Raw genomic sequence first — 21,206 nt, 5'->3', positions numbered from 1 at the left:
TTCAAATGACTGTTAAAAACAATAATTAAAACACATATGAAAATACCTAAAATTAAACCAACCATAACCATACTCCTTGCTCTTTTATTGTTTTCATGTGGAGGTAATGACAGAGATAAAATGTTTAGCCTGTTATCGCCTAGTACTACCGGAATAACTTTTAAGAACATACTTCAAGAAACGGAAGAATTCAATGTATTGGAATATGGGTATTTGTACAATGGGGGAGGTGTGGCTATAGGAGATGTTAACAATGATGGACTTTCGGATATTTATTTTACCGGTAACATGGTGGGGAGCCATTTGTACCTCAACCAAGGGGATTTTAAATTTAAGGAAGTAGCCAAGGAAGCTGGCGTATTCGCAGAGGGCTTGTGGAATACTGGAGTTACCATGGCAGATGTTAATGGTGATGGCTTTTTAGATATCTACATATGTCGATCTGCAGCAAAGGACCCCAATAAAAGAAAAAACCTGTTATTTATTAATAACGGAGCCACAGCCAATTCCGAACTGCCATCTTTCACAGAAAAAGCAGAAGAATATGGTATTGCCGATGATGGGTATTCTACTCAAGCGGCCTTTTTTGACTATGATCGCGATGGAGACTTAGATTTATATATCCTTAACCATTCTACCCAAGATTATGCAGGATTTGGACAAATAACCCCTTCCTTAAAAAACAGAAAGAATAGCGCATATTCAGATAAGCTCTATAGAAACGATCATGGGAAATATAAAGAGGCAAGTCAAGAAGCTGGTCTAGTTTCAAATGTGCTAGGGTTTGGATTGGGAATTGCCGTTTCAGATATAAATAACGACGGTTGGTTGGATATTTATATTTCCAATGATTATAATGAACAGGATTATCTATATATCAATGATCAAAACGGATCGTTTATAGAAAGTTTGGAACAGTTTATTGGCCATACTTCTCTTTTCTCCATGGGATCTGATATTGCCGATATAAATAATGATGGCTTTACCGATATTATGACCTTGGATATGCTGCCAGAAGGAAATAGTCGTCAAAAAATGATTTCTGGACCTGACAACTACGACAAATACCAACTCTTAGTGAATTCTGGATTTTACAACCAGACCATGCGAAATATGCTACAGCTAAACAATCAAGGAGAATCATTTTCCGAAATAGGTCAGTTTTCAGGCGTATCAAATACAGATTGGAGTTGGGCATCCCTTTTTGCCGATTTTGACAACGATGGTTTTAAAGATCTTTTTGTTACCAATGGCTATAAACGCGATTATACCAATATGGACTTTATGAACTATGCGGTAAATGAAAAACTAAAGGAAAATCAAACCCGACAATCTAAGGCCCTAATGGAGCTGATAGAAAAAATACCTGCTACTGTTGAAGAAAACTATATCTATAGGAATAAGGGCGACCTTAGCTTTCAAAAGATGAATGGTGATTGGGGAATGGGGCAAAAATCACTCTCCAATGGTGCCGCGTATGCCGATCTGGACAATGATGGGGATTTAGATCTTGTAGTAAACAATATAGACGAGGAAGCATTTATATATAGAAACAACAGTGAACTTATAACACAGAACAATTACCTTAAAGTACAACTGAAAGGAGCTAAAGGCAATGTTTTTGGCGTAGGGGCCAAGGTAACCTTAAAAATAAATAATGAGGTTCTTACTCAAGAAATGATTCCTACACGAGGCTATCAGTCTTCTGTAGATTATGGCCTTTTGTTCGGTTTAGGGAAGGCTGTAAATATAAATGAACTAGCAATAACCTGGCCAGATGGGAAGGTTCAACAATTAAATAATATAAAAGCAAACGAAACAGTAACCTTGAATCATACGGAAGCTGAGGCAGTTGATTTAGCGACCATAAGTGCTTCAACTAAGAAGTATTTTATTATGCTAACCAAGGATAGTTTGATGGCTTATACACATAGGGAAAATAGGTATGTCGATTTTAAAAGAGAACAATTACTGCCCCATAAATTATCTACCCAAGGCCCTAAAATTACCAAGGCCGATATTAATGGTGATGGCTTGGAGGATCTGTTTATTGGAGGCGCAAAGAATAGTCCAGGACAAATTTATACTCAGACAACATCTGGAACATTCACTTTGTCGCATCAAAAATCCTTCGATCAAGATAAGGACAGTGAAGATATAGGCGCATTGTTTTTTGACGCCGATAATGATGGGGACCAAGATTTGTATGTTGTAAGTGGGGGCAATGAGTACGATGCAGGTTCACCGCAACTTCAGGATAGGATATATTTTAATGATGGGAAGGGGAATTTTAAAAAGAAGGTCGAATCTATTCCCACGATGAGACATAGTGGCTCTTGTGTAAAGGCTGCTGATTGGGATAATGATGGGGATTTGGATTTATTTGTTGGAGGGAGATTAGTTCCAGGGAAATATCCAAATACGGCCCGTAGCTATGTCCTTGAAAATGATGGAAAAGGGAATTTTAAAGATATTACAAACCAAGTAAATCCTTTGCTAGAATATCCGGGGATGGTTACCGATGCTGTATGGAGCGATTTTAATGGGGATGCAGCTTACGACCTTATTCTTGTCGGCGAATTTATGGGAATTCGCGCCTTCCGTAGTCAGAATGGAAAATTAGAAGAATTGGCAGATAACTCTGGCCTTAAAAATTCACAGGGCTGGTGGAACAAAATCATAGCTGAAGATTTTGATGGAGATGGGGATATAGATTATGTCATAGGAAATTTTGGACTGAACTCCCAATTAAAAGCATCCCAAGAAAAACCGGTGAGTTTGTATGTCAGCGATTTTGATGGCAATGGTTCTTTAGATCCGATTCTTTGTTCCTATATCGGGAACGAAAGTTATCCGGTGTTTTCTAAAGACGATCTATTGGGGCAGTTAAACAAGTTAAAAGCAAGGTACGTTAATTATGTAGATTATGCCGATGAAAAAATTACCGACATTTTTACCCCCGATCAATTGAAGGAGGCTACAGTCTTGGAAGCTAGAAGTTTTGAAACTAGCTATATGGAAAATTTAGGGGAGGGCCGGTTTAAGCTATCGCCCTTGCCAAAAGAAGCACAATTTAGTCCCATTTACGGTATGGTTGCCAAAGACTTTGATCTGGATGGGAATTTAGATCTGCTTTTAGGAGGAAATTTTTTCGGTACACGAGTAAAATATGGGCGTTATGATGCCAATAGAGGGCTTTTACTTTTAGGAGATGGTAAAGGAAGCTTTAAGGCGGTGAACAATCTGGAAAGCGGACTTTATTTGAATGGAGAAATTCGTGATATTGCAATAGTGACACAACGAGATTCGGATCAATTGATGGTGTTTGCCCAAAATAATGGCCCGCTTCAAATTTATAGGATCAATCAACCTTTAAAAAAATAAACGCCATTCTTTGAAAGCGAAGAAGTGGGGTTTTTATAAAATATTGAATTTTAAGTGTTTTTGATGGCTTTGGTCAGTGAGCACCCGCTTATTGAACTTTTAGCCCCTCTAGTTTTTATGAATATACTGCAACTTTGTCTTAGGCCCTGAAACCTAAAAGTAAAATAGGTCTCAAAGCACCATTGAAAAGTTAGTTGATTGAGTTGAGTTTAGAACATCCCCGTATTGTCCATAGAAAAATATGTGGGGTGTTTTTTTTACAATCATCATCTAACGGAAACCAAAGATTAAAAAGTAAAGTATTAACATAAAAATGCAAACGAATGAGATTATTATTACTGTCCCTAGTTTTTTGCTTGGCAAGCTGCCAATCTGGACAAAAGAAAAAAGAAACTGCTACGGCACAAGTCCTAAATGGAAAAAGCGTGGCATTTGATTTGAATGGCGCCATTGAAGATTGCGAGTCACAATTGGAAATAGCCGTACCCAAGTTAACCGATCTTTCCAAGCACCCTAGGCTAATAGAAACAAACGAAACCGAATGGAAAGAAATACCAAACGGAAGATTGGTGTGGACCTCCGGATTTTACCCGGGTATACTTTGGTATATGTACGAAATTACCAAGGATGAAAAATGGAAACAAGAAGCTATCAAAAGAACCGAAGTTTTTGAAGATTTTAAAACCATTACCGAACACCACGATATAGGATTTATGATGTTTCCTGCTTATGGCAATGGGTACCTTTTTGGAGACAAGAAGGAGTATAAGGATATTTTATTGACTTCGGCAAATTCGCTTGCCAGTAGATTTAATCCTAAGGTAGGAACTATTAGGTCTTGGTCTAATAAAATGCACCCACGTTGGCAACAACATATCACCATTATAGACAATATGTTAAATTTGGAACTGCTGTTCTGGTCGGCTAAAAATGGTGGGGATAAAAGTCATTATGATATTGCCGTGAAACATGCGGAAACGACCATGGAACATCATTTTAGGGACGATTACACCTCTTGGCATGTCGTAGAATACGATTCCTTAAACGGAAAGGTATTGAACAAGCATACCAAACAAGGTCTTCACGATGATAGCCGTTGGTCTAGAGGACAGGCATGGGGGATTTATGGGTATACCTTGATGTATAGGGAAACAAAGGACAAAAAGTTTCTAGATTTTGCACAAAAGATTGCCGATAAGTACTTAGAACTACTTCCAGAAGATTACATACCTCATTGGGATTTTGATATAGACACTACAAAAGATGATGATAGGGATGCCTCTGCTGCCGCTATAGTCGCCTCTGGTTTGTTAGAGCTTAGTACGTACATGGAAGACGAAGCATTGCAAAATAAATATTATAACGCGGCCCTAAACATGTTAACTTCTTTAAGTTCCGAAAAATATTCGGGAGTAGGGAAAGCCGATTCTTTTTTACTTCATTCGACAGGTGCAAAATCATTGGGACACGAAATTGACGTTGCCCTGATCTATGCCGATTATTATTATATTGAGGCTTTGGATAGATTAAAGAAAATGAATTCAGTAAACTAGGTATTATGAACATGCATTTTGTAATTCGGTATTTGTTGCTATTTAGTTGGGTGTTCGCCACTATGGTTTCTTGTAAGCCTACCTTAAAACCCTCGCAAAAGGAAGCAGCCAATTTGCTGTTTATCTTTCCCGATCAATTGCGAAATTCGGCTATTGGGATCAATGGACAAGATCCGGTGGTGACTCCTAATATGGATCAACTGGCCAAAGAGGGAATGGTGATTACAGATGCTATAAGTAACTTTCCGCTGTGTAGCCCTTACCGGGCTATGTTGATGACCGGAAAATTACCTTATAATAATTCGGTGCTGACCAATAGTAACTCCAATAGGTATAAGTACAATAATTCATGGCAAAAAGACGATATTAGTTTTTCCGATGTTTTGGTAAAGAACGGTTATGATGCCGGTTATGTAGGGAAATTACATTTAACCTCTCCACCGCCTGTTGCGGATAAGGATACGGTGTTATGGGATGCTTATACCCCTAAGGAATTTCGGCACGGGTTTAATTTTTGGTATGCTTATGGCACTTTTGATGAGCACAACACACCTCATTATTGGATCAACGATGCTGCGGAGGATGAGCTGACGTATATCAACGAATGGTCTGCCAAGCACGAAGCAGATGTGATCATCGATTATATTAAAAACCCCTCCGAGAAAACAAGGACTAAAGACAAGCCCTTTGCTCTTTTTTGGTCAGTAAATCCACCCCATCCCCCATATCAATATGTGCCTGAAAAATATATAGCACCCTATAAGGACAAATCCTTGGAGGAATTGCTCAATAGAGGAAATCTAGATTTGGATAGCGAGGCCCAAGAATTGGCCTTCCATAAGGGAGCAACCAGGAAAAGAACCGAATTGGCCAAAGAGCATATCCGTAATTATTATGCTATGGTGACGGGTGTAGACGACCAAATAGGGAGAGTGTTAAAGGCCTTGGAAGAAGAGGGATTGGAAGATAACACTATAGTAGTCATTACCTCAGATCATGGCGAAATGATGGGTAGCCATGCTTTAATGTCAAAAAATGTATGGTATGAAGAAGCTATAAACGTTCCTTTTATCATTAGATGGCCGGCTAAAATTAAGGGAGGCCAAAAAGACGATCTGCTTATTGGTGCTACGGATATTATGCCGACTATCCTAAATATGCTAGGTACTACAGATGGTATTCCTTCCAATGTAGATGGCCAAGACCTATCGTCCATCATTTTAAAAAATGAAGGGAAAAGACCAAGTTCTGTCTTGTATTACTATATAGAAGAAGGACAGCCAGCATCGGGACACCGTGGAATAAGGACCCACACCCATACTTATGTGATCACCTTGGATGACCAAAACCAAGCCCGTGAATTTTTATACGATAATAAAAACGATCCTTTTCAAAAACATAATATAGCCGAAAAGGATACGGAATTGAAAAGCGGGTTGAAAAAGAAACTTTTAAAGCAATTAAAGGATAAAAAGGACCCTTGGTTTAAACGATTCCAAAAGTTAAATGATTCAGAAACGGTACCAGCAAAGTAAACCATCGAGACCAATGAATGCCTGGAGTTTTAATAGGACAGTTGTATGCTTAATTATCTTGCTTTATACCTTGCTGGGGTGTAAAGGCAAGATAGAAAATAAGATCGTCTTTAAATGTGATTTTACAGGCACTGCAACACCTTCAAGGGTAGGGCCAGAGTATACGCCTTATCCATTGGAAGATTGGCAGGTGTCCAATGGGAAATTGGAATGTTTGGTCAGTAGGGAAAATAGAACAGTTCACCTGTTAACACCTCAGTTAAGAGAGGGAACCTTTGAAATGGAAGTTGAGGTTGGTTTTTATAATGGGGATTTGGTTGGGAATAGTAAGAATTGGGCCGGATTTAATTTGGGAGCCGATAACCTAAGTTCAGATCATGCGGTGGATCGAAAAGGCTTAAATATAGGGGTCAGTACTAACGGGGTATTGTTTATAGGAACGCCAAGCCCTAATCCTAAAAATAAGAATGTGATGAAAGCATTGCCTACTGGAGTGAACCTAAAAGTGCAACTTAGGCCAGAGACAAATAACTATGTGGTAAATGTTGCTATCTCCGACATTAGCACGGGTAAATTATTGGCCAATATATCTAAGAACCATGTAGCTATAGAAAGGTGGAAGGGCGATTTGGCGTTGGTGAGTAATTTTCAAAGCAATGCTAAAGACCAAAGCAGTTTTACAAAAAGTGTTTGGTTTAAAGATTGGAAAATATATTAATCATGAGGGTGTTTTGGCAAAAGAAGCCATGATATATGCCTATTAAAAATATAAGGAAACTAATGAGATCATTATTTTATAAATCAAGAAAACGTATGCCAATTAAAATGGTCCTTTTTTTAATCACTGGTATAGGTTTTTCACAACAAACGAAGCTACCCGCCTTAGAATCTTTTGAGTCCAGCAACGTATTAGAGTTATATCAAAATTCTAATAGCACTTTGGCTATCAGTACTGATCGTATGAGGTTAGGAAAATCGTCATTGAAATGGGAATGGCAAGGCCAAAGTAGTCTAGGGACTGCCAATTTTAGGATATTGTCACATGCAGAAAGTCCATTGCGGTACGGAAATTACTTTCCGTCTAGTCCCACTACAGCGATTTCCCTTTACAACGAGACACCACAAAACGATACCCTAACTATTTCCTTTGAAAAAGAAGGAAAAGTAGCGGTTTGGTTTGATGTTCCATTGTCTTTTAAAGGATGGCGACGAATTTGGGTTCCTTTTTATGAAATGCAAGGAAATGCTCCAGAGAAGGGAGCAGAAGTAGATTATGATTATTTTAGAATTAGTACTTCAGCAGAAAAGGGAAAACTATATCTAGACGACATTGTTTTTTCACAATACCAGGATGACAGGCATCAATACCCAGATCTTTTGGTGCCCTTTATTAAGGCAGATACTAAATTGGGAAGTGATCATTGGATGCCTTTGATAAGCAATTACGAACGCATTAAGAATTTGGAGGTATCCCCAATTTCTATGGCTGTGAGGATGGATTTACAAAAATTCGAAAAATTAATTGACGCAGATTTAAGGATCGATAAGAAATACAAGGTGTATATAAAGTCTTTACGGGAAGATTTTCAAAAGTTAAATATAAAGGATACGGGTGAGACGGTAATAGGGCCTCCTTTAACTTTTATGATAAGGCAGGAGTATTATGATGAGAAACAACATGGGCCATTAAAGGTTAATGATGTGTCGGATTTGGGGAAAGTATTAAAAAAACTGGCTAATTTTCACGATAGGGCAGATACCTCCCAGAAACAGGAAATTGAGGAAATGTTTTTGACCGGGACTAAATACTTTTTAGATCAAGGTTGGGTGGCTGGTGCCGCTGGCGGTACAAGGCATCATATTGGGTATAACGTTAGGGACATTACCGAGGCATTTTTTACCATGCGACAATTGCTATACGACAACGGTTTGTTAAATGAGATTGGCGCAAGTTTGCACTGGTTGTTTAACTTAGGAATGCTTTTGGACGATGAAAGTAATTTTCATGTAAATATCGATTACCTAAACACACAATCCTATTATCATTTAATGTTGATTTTCCTTATGGATAGCCAGGAAAAGCAAGCAGCCTTATTACATGCTTATTCTAATTATATCTCTATAACCCTAGCACAACAAAATGAAGAATGGGGCTTTAAGGTAGATGGTACGGCATGGCATCACAATGGTCACTATCCGGCTTACGGCTATGGTGCCTTTAAAACGGTCCCTAAAGTAATCAGAACCTTGTCAGGGACTAGGTTTCGAATAAAAACGGACGGACATGAGAATTTTAAAAAGGCCTTTTTAAATACTAGAGCTTATAGTCAACTGTACGATTGGGGATTTGGAAATGCAGGACGACATCCCTTGGAAGCCAACAGTATTAAATCCTTAAAAGAAGAGTATCTTTTAATGGCATATGCTGGAAATCCCGAGGGAACCGAGAAAATTGATAAGGAGATAGCCGCTGCATATCTTAGACTATGGGGAAAAGAAGATAAACTCAATAGTACCCTTTTTAGGGAAATTAACGGAATACAACCAGAACAGCTCGAAGGCTATCATACCATGCCCTATGCAGCCACGGCAATTCATAGGCGCAACGATTGGGCCGCCATTGTTAAGGGGTATAGTAAATATGTATGGGCATCTGAAATTTATGTTGATGAAAATAGGTATGGTAGATACCCTGCCAACGGAACCATACAACTGTTAAACCGAAATGGAGAAATAGGAAGCGGCTTTGTTCAGGAGGGTTGGGATTGGAACCGATATCCAGGGGCTACCGTAATTAACTTGCCTTTTGAAGAATTGGAACCAAAAATGCCACTAATAATGTTCCGTTCCAATGAAACCTTTGCCGGGGCAACGGAATTGGACGGGAACGGGGTTTTTGGAATGATCTTAAATGAAGGCAAAGGCTCTAATTCGGAATGGCCAGAAACGAAAGTGGGATTTCCAGGAAAATTGTATGCCAAGAAATCGGTATTTTCATTTGGTGACAAGCTGATAGTAATAGGAACCAATATTTGTAGTGTAGACGAAAATAATCCTGTACAGACCAATCTTTTTCAGTCTTTGTTAATAGATCCAAAAATTCCGCTCTACACATCTAATAAAACTATAACAAAGTTTCCGGTAAAAACAGAATTGGCTTCTGATGTGAAAAAGAATAACTGGGTGGTAGATCCTTATGGGAATGGGTATTATATCCTTTCCAATACCGCCGTACAATTAAAGAAGGAACATCAACATTCTTATCACAACAAGTATTCGGTCAATACCGGGAGAATGAATGCCAAGGGCAAAGGAGCAAAAGAGACCGAGGCCGATTATGCTGCTGCTTGGATAGACCATGGATTGGCTCCTAAAAATGCCAACTATCAATATGTTATTTATCCCTTTCTGAAGGAGGAAGATCAAAAGAAATTCGAGAAAAAGGCAAAGGCCGATGATTCTTATACCATTATTAGAGCCGATAGTACAGCTCATATTGTTTCGGACCATAAGTCGAACAGCACGGCATACGCCGTTTTTGAGGCAAAGAGAAAATTGGATAGTGGTTATTTATCAGAAGTGTCGGAACCTGCATTAATTATGGTGAGAAAGGATTCTGATAAAAATATAACCATCAGTGCTGTGCAGCCCGATTTGAATTTTCCGGAATACCAACCGAATAAATATAGGAATTACAGCACCCCAGTTACACTGACCATTACCTTAGAAGGGAAATGGAGTGCCTTGCCAGCCGATTTTATAACCGCTATCGATAATTCTGGTACGAAAACCGTCATTAGTTTAGAGTGTAAAGATGGATTTCCAAGGGTGTTTAAAATGATGAAATTAAGTTCTTAGGCCAAGAAGGCATCCTGTTGCTTCTAAGTCTTTAAATAGAGAAATTACCCACAACAATGCGTGTACTTTTTATTACTTATTTTATAGCTTTCATATTTAACATAGGCCCGTCATTTGCTCAAGAAGCGGTTATATGGAAAAAATTTACAGGTGAAATAAACGACCCTGAAATTCCATTGCTATTTGATTATTCCTATGCCGGATATCAACTTGGTGAAAAAGGAATCCCCGAAAATCATAAGGGTTTAAAGGTTTTTAATGTGTTAGATTTTGGCGCTATCCCCAATGATAGTATTTCGGACCAAGAGGCTATTCAGGCTGCTATAAACGCAGCAGAATTAAACAAGGGGGGCATTGTGTTTTTTCCGCCAGGAGATTTTATGGTGAATGTGAAACCCAAAAAAACAAATCCTATTGAAATATCATCTTCTAATATTATTTTAAAGGGAAGTGGCATGGGGAAAAATGGAACGGTGATTAATATGAAAGATCACATGTTGCAACGAACGCCCGATGAACCTGAATGGAAAGTGAGTTATATGTTTACATTTTCCTCAAAAAAAGGAGAAAAACAACGAACAAAGATCACAGAAAACGCAAATGAAGGAGCGTTTACCATTGTTGTGAAAAATGCAGACATCTTTAAAGATACAAAGTTTATACAACTACAAATGCCTTATAATGTCACTGTTGCAAAAGAATCATTTGAAGGAAAGAAACCAAGACCACAATGGGAAAAGATTCAACAAGAAGGAGTGACATTTATTGAGAACCATGAAATAAAAAGTATTTCTGGGAATAAAATCACCTTAAAAGACCCGTTGATAAATTCGATTAATACCGATTACAATTGGCAAGCAAAACCTTTTTATCCGTTAGAAAATGTGGGTGTAGAAGATATCTTCTTCAAAGCAAATTTTAAGGATACATTTGTGCACCATAAAGATTTTTTGCACGACAATGCTTGGTCTATGGTTTCTATGCAAAGAGTGGCAAACTCTTGGGTTAGAAGATGCCGGTTTAGCAGTGTTAGTGGAGCTGTTTCTGTTAGCAAAAGTTATGCATCTTCTGTTTTAATGTTATGGGTCGAAGGGAACAGCGGACATAAATTAACGAACGTGACACAGTCTACACGGGTGTTAACGGGTTTAATTAAGGATGCTTCCAATAACGGGCAATTCCATGGCGCATCTATGTCTCACAAAACATCGGGATCTGTAATTTGGCGCGTAAAAACGCCAAAACAAGGATGGGATTCCCATGCCGACATTCCAATCAATAATTTGGTGGATATGTACGAAGGTTCAAAAATGACCAGCCACGGTGGTTATTACAAGAATGAGCCGCATCACTTAAAAGGATTAACCTTATGGAACTATAAAAGAGTGGGTGAACCACAAGATAATTACGATTTCTGGAAACTGTCAGGTCCAAAACATTTGTATTGGGGGTTTTCTGTCGTGAATCCTACCGTTGTAGGTATGCATGGTTCAAGGACAAGCTTCATTCAAGAAAACCTCGGATATCTTGAAAGTTTAGGACAGGCCGTTTTTCCTGAATCCTTATACGAAGCACAATTAAAATACAGATTAGGGAACCCCCCAGAATGGATTGAAAAGTATCAAAAAGAATGGTATAAAATAGAAAGGGAGTTGGCTTCGCAAAAGGTTGGGCAGCAATAAAACGCTGTGGCTTCTGCTAGTTAGTAGAGAAGGACAGCCATGAGGGGTTTATTCCTTTGCATAGAGGGCAAAAACATAAAATATTTAAATAACGACAATAAAACTTATAATTATGACCATAAAAAGAAGCTATATAATAGCAATACTGCTGGGTATTGCTATGGTGGGCTGCAAAGAGCAAAAAGAAAAGTCTGCCCAAGTTGTTCAGGACAAAAAGAAACCCAATATCGTTTTTATATACACAGATGACTTAGGATATGGGGATATCAGTTCCTATGGGGCCACTACCATTAGTACTCCTAATATTGATGCCTTGGCCAAGGATGGCATACTATTTACAAATGCTTATGCCACGGCCGCTACTTGTACCCCTTCAAGATATTCGTTATTAACAGGGGATTATGCGTGGCGTAAAAAAGGAACTGGGGTTGCTGCAGGAGATGAGTCACTTCTGATTGATACCAGGAAAACAACTTTGCCAGGTATATTAAAAACTGCTGGTTATAATACTGGTATTGTAGGGAAATGGCATTTAGGTCTAGGGGATGAAAATGGACCAAATTGGAACGGAAAAATTAGTCCTGGACCTTTAGAAATAGGGTTTGATTATTCGTATATAATTCCAGCAACGGGCGACAGAGTACCATGTGTTTTTGTTGAAAATCATCATATAGTTAATTTGGACCCTAGCGATCCTGTAAAAGTAAATTACAAAGAGAAGATTGGAAATTGGCCTACAGGGAAAGAAAATCCGGAGTTATTAACCATGAAACCTTCGCAAGGCCATAACAATACTATTGTAAACGGTATCAGTAGAATTGGTTTTATGGAGGGTGGTAAAGCCGCTTTATGGGATGATGAAACCATCCCTATGGAATTGGTAGATAAATCTAAAAAATTCATTAATTCTAGTAAGGATCAACCATTTTTCTTATTGCTATCGACTCATGACATACATGTGCCAAGAGTAGCCAACAAAATGTTCCAAGGTAAAAGTGGCATGGGCCCAAGGGGAGATGTTATTCTTCAATTAGATTGGACCGTCAAGGAAATTATGAAAATTTTAGAAACCCAAAATTTATTAGATAATACCATAGTTGTTTTTTCGAGTGACAACGGTCCGGTTTTAGACGACGGATACCACGACCAAGCAAGAGAATTGGTGGGTGACCATAAACCTACAGGCGGCTTAAGAGGAGGTAAATACAGTTCTTATGATGGTGGAGCAAAAATCCCCATGATCATCAGATGGCCCGATGCCAAAGGAAAGGGGAGCATTTCTAACGCACTGTTTAGTCAGGTCGATTTTCTAAGGTCCTTTAGTACTTTGCTAGGTGTTGATGTGGATAAGGGCCAAGCGGTAGATAGCCAAAATATGCTGGCTGTCCTAAATGGCGAAGACCAGAGCGGTAGAGGATCCCTGATACACGAGAGCTTTCAAGGTCCGTTATCTTATATAGAGAACGGGTGGAAATATATTCTGCCCCACGATGGACCTAAAATGGTACCATGGGGACCTAAGATTGAGACGGGGTTTGAGACTAAACCGCAATTGTATAATCTGGTAGAAGATCCTAATGAACAAGATAATCTAGCGAATGAGATGCCCGAAAAGGTAGCCGAATTACAAGAGAAAATGGGCATAGTAACACAAGGTTCCTTTGTCAATGTTCACGAGGTAAATATCGTTGAGTAGGACACCAAAGAATCGTTAACGATACATAGTGCTATAAAGTATTAAAAAAATAGAACCGCTTTATATGATATTTTAGTGACTTAGATATATGCCATAAATCAATTGAAGGGAAATTATGAACATCGAACCAAATCAGAACATTGTGATTGTCGCCAATTCAGGGAATTGGTCGAAGGGAACACTTAAAACAGCAATAAACAACTTATTAACAATAGGCTTGTTGTTGGTCTGCCAACTAAGCTGGGCTCAAAAATCTCTTTCAGATGGGGTTCAGGATAAGGAAAGACCCAATATAGTGTTGATTATGACCGATCAACACCAAGCAGCGGCAATGAGTATAGCGGGGAATACGGATTTAAAAACCCCTAATTTAGACAAATTGGCCAAAAATGGCGTTCGCTTTCACAACGCCTATGTTACTTTTCCGTTGTGCAGTCCTTCGAGATCCAGTATGTTTACTGGGAAAATGCCACATACCCTAGGGGTTAATTCCAATGTTTCTGGTGATAATATCATGTCCGTTGAAAATAAGGAAATGGGCTTAGGGAATATCATGCAACAGGCAGGGTATGACTGTGCCTATGGTGGTAAATGGCATGCCCATGAGGCGGCTATCTCCGAAGGAAATGGTTTTGAGAAGATCGCAGATTTTGGGGATATCCCTTTGGCAGAGAAATGTATCGACTATATGGCATCTAAAAAAGATGGCAACAAGCCCTTCTTTTTGGTAGCTTCTTTTGACAACCCGCATAATATATGCGAATGGGCGAGGAACGAACCCTTGCCTTATGGGAATATCCCCATGGTTCCCCTTAGCGAAACACCAGGGCTGCCCCCTAATTTCAAGAAATCGGAAACTTTTCCCGAAGCCTTGCAAATAGAGCAAGACGTAGATAAGAAGGTGTACCCGACCCAAAATTATACCGAAGAAGATTGGAGACAGTACCGCTATACCTATTATAGGCTGGTAGAAAAAGTAGACCGAGAGATAGGAAAGATTATAGACGCCATTGATGCTATGGGCTTAAGTGACAATACCCTGATTATATTTACCAGTGACCATGGCGACGGAAATGCTTCCCATGGTTGGAACCAAAAAACGGCCCTTTTTCAGGAAAGCGTTAAAGTGCCTTTTATTATGACTTACAAAGGAAAAAAAGGGTTTAAGAAAGGGGTAGACCAAAGCTTGATCAGTAATGGGTTAGATCTGTACCCTACTATTTGTGATTATGCCCGAATTCCTATTCCAGAAGAGTTGCGAGGAGAAAGTATAAAACCGCGACTGGAAGGGAAAAAGAAAAGTAAAGAAAGGGACTTTGTAGTGGTAGAGACTAAATTTGAAGGAAAGCAGGCCTATGGAACCTTAGGTAGGGCGTTGATCGGTAAAAAATACAAGTACGTATTGTACAGTTGGGGAAAAAACAGAGAGCAGTTATTTGATCTAGAAAACGATCCCTTTGAAATGAATAATTTGGTGAATTCTACAACCTATTCAGAAAAATTGGATGTGTATCGTCAAAAGCTACTCGATTGGTGCAAGGAAACCAACGACACTAAGTTTTTAAGAAAAGTAATACTACCTGCCAATAGCACTATCTCATCGAGCGAGCTGTTTGATAAACCGTATTAAGTATTCTTGAATAAAGAACCCAAGAAGACGCTTCCGTATAGTGTCTCCTTGGGTTTTTATTTTAAGGCGTTTCTTAGGTGTTTACGGTTCTTTTTTCGAGTATAGAACCTATGATCATGTTGGCATGAACCCTAGAGTTTTCTATAAACCATTTATGGGTTTCCATGCCCCCGCAAATAACTCCAGCCAAATAAATACCTTCTACATTGGTTTCCATCGTTTCCGGGTCGTATTGTGGAAGTCTTTTTTCGTCTTCTGATAGTTGGATGCCTATCTTTTCCAAAAATCCAAAATTTGGCATATATCCCGTAAGGGCCAATACATAATCGTTTTTCAAGGCTATGGTCTCTGTGGACGATTGTATTATAATCTCCTCTTCGGTAATTTCTTTTACGGTACTATTATAGTAGGCTTTTATACTGCCTTCTTCAATTCTATTGATAATATCGGGCCTTACCCAATATTTTACACGTTCTCCTACCCCTGGGCCACGAATGATAAGGGTAACATCGGCGCCTCTTCGGTAGCACTCCAAGGCAGCATCTATAGACGAATTGCTGGCGCCTATAACGGCTACTTTCTGGCTAGAATAAAAGTGGGGATCCTTGTAATAATGCGATACCTTATCCAGGTCTTCCCCAGGAACATCCATCTTATTAGGGATGTCATAAAACCCGGTTGCTAAAATAACATTGGATGCACGATAGGTGTTTTTTGTTGTTTGGATTTCAAAATACCCGTCCATTTTTTGGACGGATCCTACCTTTTCAAACAGTTGTATGTTCAGTTCATTGCTGGTCACAATGCGTCTGTAATACTCTAAGGCTTCATTTCTTTTAGGTTTGGCCTCAATACTGATGAAGGGAATATTATCTATTTCTAATTTCTCCGAAGAAGAAAAGAACTGCATGTTCTGCGGGTAATGGTAAAGGGAATTGACGATACATCCCTTTTCTAGAATAACATAGGAAAGGCCTTTCTTTTTAGCTTCTAGGCCACATGCAATACCAATAGGTCCTCCTCCAACAATGACAATATCAAAATTCTTCATTACCCAATTAATTCATTTAATTCTTTGATGGTCTTGGTAGGGTTGTCACTCTGAAAAATAAAGCTCCCTGCCACCAATACATCGGCACCGGCATCGATAAGCTCTTTGGCATTTTCCGAACTAACACCGCCATCGATCTCTATTATGGTATGAGCCCCTTTACGGTTGATGAGTTCTTTTAGAGCCTTGACCTTATCGTATGTGTTCTCAATAAAGGATTGTCCGCCAAACCCAGGGTTTACACTCATTATCAAAACTAGATCAATATCATTGATAATATCTTCCAAAAGATTGATATTCGTATGTGGGTTTAGGGCCACTCCAGCTGTCATCCCTTCGGCCTTTATGGCTTGTAGGGTTCGGTGCAGATGTGTACAAGCTTCATAATGTACCGTCAAATTATGAGCTCCTAAATCGGCAAAGGTTTTGATATAACGGTCTGGATCTACAATCATTAAATGTACATCTATAGTCTTCTGGGCATGTGCCGTAATGGCTTTTAAAACAGGCATGCCAAAGGATATATTAGGGACAAACACACCATCCATGATGTCGATATGAAACCAATCTGCCTCACTGTTGTTTACCATTTCTATATCTTGTTGTAGGTTGGCAAAGTCGGCAGCCAACAGGGAAGGTGCTATGATTTTTTTATCCATTTTCAGTCGCTATAATTTTATGGTATAAAGATAATAATTTGATAGGTTTCCTAAAAAACGATCTCTTCATTAGTAGATGAATTCTATGATTCCTGCATATTTATGGAAAACATATTGGGTGTTAATAGCATTAGGGGCAATGCCACTGTTATTAATACCAGCGTTTCTTTTTCTTTTTTGAACCTTCAGATTTTCTGCCTTTCCTGTGTTTACTGCCTTTTCTTTTGTGCACTTCGGGCTGAGCTTTCGGATCTAATGGATAAGGGTGGTCTTCTTCTACATCGATATGTTTTTGCATCAATTTTTGAATGCTAATGACATATTGCTTTTCGTCTGCAGAACAAAAGGAGTACGAGGTACCGCTTTGGCCCGCTCTTCCCGTTCTTCCGATTCGGTGAACATAGGTTTCTGGAATGTTGGGTAAATCAAAGTTTACAACACTGTCCAGGTTATCGATATCAATACCCCTTGCAGCAACGTCTGTGGCTATTAGAATATTGGTTTCCTTATTTTTAAACCTGTTTAAGGCTTCTTGTCTTTCCTCCTGACTTTTGGCGCCATGAATGCTATCTACCTTATAATTGTTTCTAAGAAGGGTTTGTTCGAGTTTGTCGACACCGTGTTTGGTTCTCCTAAAGATAAGGATATTGCCTTTTATCGTATTTCTTAAAAGGTGAAGGCACAGCTCTATTTTTTTGGGTTTAGGCGTAAAATAAAGTATTTGATGAACCCGGGCTGCCGCCGATGAGGTAGGGGTGACGGCAACCTTTTCGGCATCTTTTAAAATACTATTAGCCAATTGAACCACTTTAAAAGGCATGGTAGCAGAGAACAATAAAATTTGTTTTCCTTTTGGACATAGACGTTCTATTTTCTTGACATCGTCAATAAAGCCCATATCCAACATTAAATCTGCCTCGTCCAAAACCAAGGTCTCTATATAATCTAAATTAATAACATCCTGTTTGTGCAAATCCAATAACCTACCGGGGGTTGCCACTAGGATATCGACTCCTTTTTTTAGGGTTTCTATCTGTGGTTCTATAGCCGATCCTCCATATATAACAGCCGAAACAAGATTGGTGTATTGGGCGTAATCTTTAAAGTTATCCTGAATCTGCATGGCCAACTCCCTGGTTGGACTTATGATTAAGGCCTTTATCTTTTTACCTTTTTTAGAGGCGTCCTGTCTGTCAAATAAAAGCTGTAAAATAGGTAAGGCAAAGGCTGCTGTTTTACCAGTACCCGTTTGTGCCGAAGCAATAACGTCTTTCCCATCGAGGATAAGAGGAATAGTCATTTCTTGGACCGGAGTAGGAGCGTCGTAATTTTTTTCAGCTATTGCTCTTAAGATAGGTTTGTTAAGCCTTAACTCTTTAAAATTCATGGATGTTAATTTTCGAAAATATGTGTACAAAGGTACGGTAAATTCGTAGTTTACCTTTTTTTTCTACCCAACTTATAGCCAATTTTTTTCAAAATAAATCTGGAAAGTACCTTGGGTAAAAAAACTTGGTATCACAAAAAAAGAGATGTTTGCTGCGAGTAGTTAATGTTACTAAAATACTCTTCCTTCAAACGGAATCCTCTTTTATCTTAAAGTACTAATAAGCCATGATTTTTTAAAACCGATAAGGGTTTTGAATACCAAAAAAGCTCGAAGTCATCAAAAGAAGTTTCAAAATCTGCTTTTAATTGAGAAAAAGTAAGGGTTTTATCTTTATAAGGCGATATTTTGCCTAAAGTATCCAAAAGCCATGCTCCTTTTTCCTTGTCGACCGAAATAGTGACCGTTTCTGTTTTGTCATGAAAGCTTAGTTTTAATAGTTCCCAACTTTGTCCTTTTTTCGATTTTGTCAGGGTTTGTACCAATGGTGGGTTTCCCAACCAGACAATTTTGGCATTTTGTTTATTGGTAAACACAGGTTCCGCGTTTAGTGCTGTTTCGATAAAATTGGGGGCGATAGTAGTTTTTGGGATTTTAAAATCGAACCAGTCCTGCAAGGGATAGTCAAAGCAAATGCCGTGCATAAAATTGAAGAGCGATTTTTTAAGCCCATAACTAAATTGTTCATGATCGATACCGGTTTTGTCAATAAACTGCACATCATTGTTGGCAAAGCTTATTTCTTCGTATTGTGGGACTATTTTGTATTCCGACGGATTTAAGCCAATAGGACTGTGGGCCGTAAGGGCAAATTGATGCCAGAAGCCCGATTGTAATACTCCAAGCTCAAACATTTGTCGAACCATTTCAAGGCTATCTACGGTCTCCTGAACAGTTTGGGTAGGATACCCGTACATAAGGTAAGCGTGTACCATGATTCCCGACTCTGTTAAGTTTCTGGTTACTTGGGCTACTTGGGTAACGGTAACCCCTTTTTTTATCAAGGCCAATAATCGGTCCGATGCCACTTCCAATCCGCCCGAAATAGCAATGCAGCCCGATGTTTTTAACAACACGCATAGGTCGCGGCTAAAACTTTTCTCAAATCGGATATTGGTCCACCAGGTAACGGTTAATTTCCGTTTTATAATTTCGAGCGCCAAAGCACGCATAAGGGCCGGGGGAGCCGCCTCATCTACAAAATGAAAACCTCTTTCCCCGGTGGTTTCTATGAGCTCTTCCATTCTGTCTACCAAAAGTTTGGCAGCAATAGGTTCGTAGATTTTTATATAATCTAGGGAGATATCGCAAAAAGTACATTTTCCCCAATAACAACCGTGGGCCATAGTAAGCTTGTTCCATCGGCCATCGCTCCAAAGGCTGTGCATGGGATTGGCAATTTCTATAACGGAAATATACTTGTCCAAAAGCAGATCCGAATAGTCTGGGGTGCCTACCTGACTTTGTTTGTAGTCTGGCCTTGGGGAGGAGTTATGGTACGATACCGCTCCGTGTTCAAGGACATAGGTCCGTTTAAATTCCGGCTGTTCTTGCGCTGGCTCGGTATTGGTAATATGCGATACCAAAAGCTCTATAGGAAGCTCTCCGTCGTCTAGGGTAATAAAATCAAAGAATTCGAAAACCCTGGTATCGGTGAGCGATCGCAATTCCGTATTTGGAAATCCGCCGCCCATAGAAGTTTTAATTCCGGGATAATGCGCTTTAATGAACTGCGCGCATTTAAAGGCGCTGTATAAATTGCCAGGGAAGGGAACAGAAATACAGACCAGTTTTGGTTGCACGGTTTTTAGGCGTTGTTCCAAAATATTTAGGGTAATACGGTCTATATAGGTAGGCTCCTTTTGTAAATGCTGATACAGTTCGTCAAAAGAATTGGCACTTCTTCCCAAGCGTTCTGCATAGCGGCTAAAACCAAAATTTTCGTCTATACATTCCACGATAAAATCGGAGAGATCTTCTAAGTACAGCGTAGCCAAATGTTTGGCCTTGTCTTGGGTGCCCATAGCGCCAAATGCCCATTCCATATCGTCCAACTGATGAAATCTAGAAGCCTGTGGCAAAAAATCATCAGTACATATCTGTCTGGCCAGGGTAGCATTATGGCCCTGTAAAAAAGAAATAACAGGATCTATGGTCTTTAAATAGTGGTGTTGTAAAGCAAAAATACGCCCTGCATTCGCTGTCACTATCCGTTGGTTTTTTTCGGCCAATGCAAATATGTTTTCCAGTCCTTTTTTTGAAAAAATGGCCAAAATAACCTCAATGCCCAAATCTATCTGAAAACTCCCAATGTTTTTGGTGTTTAAGAACCCTTTTAAATAGGCGGTTGCCGGATAAGGGGTGTTTAATTGGGTAAAGGGAGGCGTAAGAAGGAGAATGTCTTTCAAAAGTTTTGGGTTTTACCAATAGACAGGATAGGTTACAAGGTCTAAAGTCTGTGCAAAAATAAATGAAATTTTAAGGAATAATAGGCTTTTTAACAAGAGGTTTAGCCTTGAGGTTCGGAAGGCCAAGGCAATGTATATTAATTTCCCCTCCATTATTTTCCCTAGCACCTTAATAGCTGGAGTCCAAATAAGGTATTACAAAGTATAAACGGTCTTATTATTTTTATTTGGGCGTTCCCTCCTTCGTCGGGCGGGCCCTTGGCTGTATCCCTTGCTACGCTGCGGGGATGCCGCCTCGGTCCCTAACGCAAACTAAAGCTCTCTAAATCAATATTAATAAGAGTTGTGGAAGAAAGGACTTAA

At 39.2% G+C, this 21,206-nt stretch carries 12 protein-coding genes; 8 read left to right on the top strand and 4 right to left on the bottom strand.

Annotation, left to right across the window (positions count from 1 at the left end; all coding sequences use genetic code 11):
- Positions 1–36 precede the first annotated feature (36 nt).
- The 8 genes from BUA16_RS09700 (at position 37) to BUA16_RS09665 (ending at position 15,338) form a co-directional block, all read left to right on the top strand.
- Positions 37–3,384: a VCBS repeat-containing protein gene (locus tag BUA16_RS09700; RefSeq protein WP_072764554.1), complete on the top strand. Its 3,348-nt coding sequence runs from the start codon at positions 37–39 to the stop codon at positions 3,382–3,384.
- Positions 3,385–3,707: 323 nt separating this feature from the next.
- Positions 3,708–4,937 (top strand): glycoside hydrolase family protein, encoded by a 1,230-nt coding sequence (locus tag BUA16_RS09695; RefSeq protein ID WP_072764553.1) that lies wholly within the window; start codon positions 3,708–3,710, stop codon positions 4,935–4,937.
- Between the two features lie 5 nt (positions 4,938–4,942).
- The gene (locus BUA16_RS09690) at positions 4,943–6,472 is read left to right on the top strand and encodes a sulfatase family protein (RefSeq protein ID WP_084668477.1); all 1,530 of its coding nucleotides are present in this window, start codon (positions 4,943–4,945) and stop codon (positions 6,470–6,472) included.
- Positions 6,444–7,190: a hypothetical protein gene (locus tag BUA16_RS09685; protein WP_072764551.1), complete on the top strand. Its 747-nt coding sequence runs from the start codon at positions 6,444–6,446 to the stop codon at positions 7,188–7,190. Before BUA16_RS09690 ends, BUA16_RS09685 begins: the two co-directional genes overlap by 29 nt.
- Positions 7,191–7,252: 62 nt before the next feature.
- Entirely contained in the window at positions 7,253–10,330 is a 3,078-nt protein-coding gene (locus BUA16_RS09680; RefSeq protein WP_178338867.1) for a chondroitinase family polysaccharide lyase, read from the top strand.
- Between the two features lie 56 nt (positions 10,331–10,386).
- The gene (locus BUA16_RS09675) at positions 10,387–12,012 is read left to right on the top strand and encodes a DUF4955 domain-containing protein (protein WP_072764549.1); all 1,626 of its coding nucleotides are present in this window, start codon (positions 10,387–10,389) and stop codon (positions 12,010–12,012) included.
- Positions 12,013–12,124: 112 nt separating this feature from the next.
- Positions 12,125–13,708, top strand: coding sequence for a sulfatase family protein (locus BUA16_RS09670; RefSeq protein WP_218616759.1), 1,584 nt, complete (start codon positions 12,125–12,127; stop codon positions 13,706–13,708).
- A gap of 115 nt (positions 13,709–13,823) precedes the next feature.
- Positions 13,824–15,338: a sulfatase family protein gene (locus tag BUA16_RS09665; RefSeq protein WP_084668475.1), complete on the top strand. Its 1,515-nt coding sequence runs from the start codon at positions 13,824–13,826 to the stop codon at positions 15,336–15,338.
- Positions 15,339–15,411: 73 nt separating this feature from the next.
- Here the strand turns inward: BUA16_RS09665 and BUA16_RS09660 are convergent, their stop codons facing one another.
- The 4 genes from BUA16_RS09660 to BUA16_RS09645 all read right to left on the bottom strand — a co-directional run bounded on the left by BUA16_RS09660 (position 15,412) and on the right by BUA16_RS09645 (position 20,843).
- On the bottom strand, positions 15,412–16,389 hold the full coding sequence (locus tag BUA16_RS09660; protein WP_072764548.1) for a YpdA family putative bacillithiol disulfide reductase: 978 nt from the start codon (positions 16,387–16,389) through the stop codon (positions 15,412–15,414).
- Complete coding sequence (rpe, locus tag BUA16_RS09655; protein ID WP_072764547.1) at positions 16,389–17,048, bottom strand: ribulose-phosphate 3-epimerase; 660 nt, start codon at positions 17,046–17,048, stop codon at positions 16,389–16,391. The genes BUA16_RS09660 and rpe overlap by 1 nt, the downstream gene beginning before the upstream one ends.
- A gap of 151 nt (positions 17,049–17,199) precedes the next feature.
- The gene (locus tag BUA16_RS09650) at positions 17,200–18,435 is read right to left on the bottom strand and encodes a DEAD/DEAH box helicase (RefSeq protein ID WP_072764546.1); all 1,236 of its coding nucleotides are present in this window, start codon (positions 18,433–18,435) and stop codon (positions 17,200–17,202) included.
- 209 nt (positions 18,436–18,644) lie between these two features.
- Positions 18,645–20,843, bottom strand: a complete 2,199-nt coding sequence (locus tag BUA16_RS09645) for a B12-binding domain-containing radical SAM protein (RefSeq protein ID WP_072764545.1) — start codon at positions 20,841–20,843, stop codon at positions 18,645–18,647.
- Positions 20,844–21,206: the final 363 nt, after the last annotated feature.

It is taken from the genome of Arenibacter nanhaiticus, assembly GCF_900141935.1.
Taxonomy (GTDB): Bacteria; Bacteroidota; Bacteroidia; order Flavobacteriales; family Flavobacteriaceae; genus Arenibacter; species Arenibacter nanhaiticus.
Note: the sequence above shows the minus strand (reverse complement) of the source record. Positions and strands in the feature narration are given on the sequence as shown.

Excerpts from the sequence above, each read along its gene's own strand:
- BUA16_RS09700 (WP_072764554.1), top strand. The coding sequence starts at position 37 with ATGAAAATACCTAAAATTAAACCAACCATAACCATACTCCTTGCTCTT.
- BUA16_RS09695 (WP_072764553.1), top strand. The coding sequence starts at position 3,708 with ATGAGATTATTATTACTGTCCCTAGTTTTTTGCTTGGCAAGCTGCCAA.
- BUA16_RS09690 (WP_084668477.1), top strand. The coding sequence starts at position 4,943 with ATGAACATGCATTTTGTAATTCGGTATTTGTTGCTATTTAGTTGGGTG.
- BUA16_RS09685 (WP_072764551.1), top strand. The coding sequence starts at position 6,444 with ATGATTCAGAAACGGTACCAGCAAAGTAAACCATCGAGACCAATGAAT.
- BUA16_RS09680 (WP_178338867.1), top strand. The coding sequence starts at position 7,253 with ATGAGATCATTATTTTATAAATCAAGAAAACGTATGCCAATTAAAATG.
- BUA16_RS09675 (WP_072764549.1), top strand. The coding sequence starts at position 10,387 with ATGCGTGTACTTTTTATTACTTATTTTATAGCTTTCATATTTAACATA.
- BUA16_RS09670 (WP_218616759.1), top strand. The coding sequence starts at position 12,125 with ATGACCATAAAAAGAAGCTATATAATAGCAATACTGCTGGGTATTGCT.
- BUA16_RS09665 (WP_084668475.1), top strand. The coding sequence starts at position 13,824 with ATGAACATCGAACCAAATCAGAACATTGTGATTGTCGCCAATTCAGGG.
- BUA16_RS09660 (WP_072764548.1), bottom strand. The coding sequence starts at position 16,389 with ATGAAGAATTTTGATATTGTCATTGTTGGAGGAGGACCTATTGGTATT.
- rpe (WP_072764547.1), bottom strand. The coding sequence starts at position 17,048 with ATGGATAAAAAAATCATAGCACCTTCCCTGTTGGCTGCCGACTTTGCC.
- BUA16_RS09650 (WP_072764546.1), bottom strand. The coding sequence starts at position 18,435 with ATGAATTTTAAAGAGTTAAGGCTTAACAAACCTATCTTAAGAGCAATA.